This window comes from Phaeospirillum tilakii (assembly GCF_042683125.1).
In the GTDB taxonomy this organism is placed as follows: Bacteria; Pseudomonadota; Alphaproteobacteria; order Rhodospirillales; family Magnetospirillaceae; genus Phaeospirillum; species Phaeospirillum tilakii.
In genome coordinates, this window is sequence record NZ_JBHUIY010000090.1 from 1 (window position 1) to 1,882 (window position 1,882).

General features: G+C 69.1%; 1 protein-coding gene. It reads right to left on the reverse strand.

Annotated features, from left to right (window positions below; translation table 11 throughout):
• Positions 1–1,868: bifunctional aconitate hydratase 2/2-methylisocitrate dehydratase (locus ACFSNB_RS18635; protein ID WP_377319309.1), on the reverse strand; the 1,868-nt coding region annotated here is incomplete at its 3' end.
• Between the last annotated feature and the right edge of the window lie 14 nt (positions 1,869–1,882).

Sequence of the window (1,882 nt, forward strand, 5' to 3'; positions counted from 1 at the left end):
GAGCGCATGTATTCGATGATCGGCGCCGGGCCGAGATGGACGGTGCAGCCGGCGGCGGAACGCTCGGCCGAGGCGTCGGTCAGTTCGAACGCCTGCTCGATCTTGAGGTCGGGCAGGCCCTCGATTTCGAGGATCCGGCCGGAGAAGATGTTCTTCTTGCCCTTCTTCTCGACCGTCAGCAGGCCCTGGCGGATGGCGTAGAGTGGGATGGCGTTGACCAGATCGCGCAGGGTGACGCCGGGCTGGAGCTTGCCCTTGAAGCGGACCAGCACGCTTTCCGGCATGTCGAGCGGCATCACCCCGGTGGCGGCGGCGAAGGCCACCAGCCCGGAGCCGGCCGGGAAGGACAGGCCGATCGGGAAGCGGGTGTGGGAATCGCCGCCGGTGCCGACGGTGTCGGGCAGCAGCAGGCGGTTGAGCCAGGAATGGATCACCCCGTCACCCGGCCGCAAAGCGAGGCCGCCCCGGGTCGAGATGAAGCCGGGCAGCTCGTGATGGGTCTTGATGTCCACCGTCTTGGGATAGGCGGCGGTGTGGCAGAACGACTGCATCACCATGTCGGCGGAGAAGCCGAGACAGGCGAGATCCTTCAGCTCGTCGCGGGTCATCGGCCCGGTGGTGTCCTGCGAGCCGACGGTGGTCATCCGGGGTTCGCAATAGGTGCCGGGCCGCATCCCCTGCCCTTCCGGCAGGCCACAGGCGCGGCCGACGATCTTCTGGGCCAGCGAGAAGCCCTTGCCGTTGTCCTTCGGCACGGCGGGGAGGCGGAACAGGGTGCTGGCCGGCAGCTTCAGCGCCTCGCGCGCCTTGGCGGTCAGGCCGCGGCCGATGATCAGCGGAATGCGGCCGCCGGCGCGGACCTCGTCGAAGATCACCTCGGACTTGACCTGGAAGGTCGAGACCACCGCGCCGTTCTTCAGCGCCTTGCCCTCGTAGGGGCGCAGCTCGATCACGTCGCCGGTCTCGAACGCCGAGACGTCGAGTTCGATCGGCAGGGCGCCGGCATCTTCCATCGTGTTGTAGAAGATCGGGGCGATCTTGCTGCCGAGACAGACGCCGCCAAAACGCTTGTTGGGGACGTGGGGGATGTCGGCCCCGGTCCACCACAGCACCGAATTGGTCGCCGACTTGCGCGACGAGCCGGTGCCGACCACGTCGCCGACATAGGCGACCAGATGGCCCTTGGCCTTCAGCGCCTCGAGCTGGCGGATCGGGCCGCGTGCGCCGGGCTCGTCCGGGTCGATGCCGGGACGGGGGTTCTTCAGCATCGCCAGGGCGTGCAGCGGGATGTCGGGGCGGCTCCAGGCGTCGGGGGCCGGGGAGAGGTCGTCGGTGTTGGTCTCGCCCGACACCTTGAACACGGTCAGCGTCAGGCTATCCGGCACCGCCGGGCGGGCGGTGAACCACTCGGCCTCGGCCCAGGAGGTCAGCACGGCGCGGGCATTGGCGTTGCCGGCCTCGGCCAAAGCGCGGACGTCGTTGAAGTAATCGAACACCAGCAGGGTGGTCTTCAGCCCGTCGGCGGCGATCGCGCCGACCTCGGCATCGGCCAGCAGGTCGATCAGCGGCTTGACGTTGAAGCCGCCCAGCATGGTGCCGAGCAGGCGGGTGGCCTCGGCCCGGCTGATCACACTGTTGGTTTCACTGCCCGTGGCGATGGCGGCGAGGAAGGCGGCCTTGACCCGGGCGGCGTCATCGACCCCGGCGGGGACCCGGTGGGTCAACAGCTCGGCCAGGGTCTCGGCTTCACCGGCGGGCGGATCGCGCAACAGGGCGACCAGCGCCTCGGTCTGGGCCGCCGACAGCGGCAGGGGGGGAATCCCAAGCGCGGCGCGCTCGGCGACATGCTGGCGATAGGCTTCAAGCATGACCAGATCCTCTC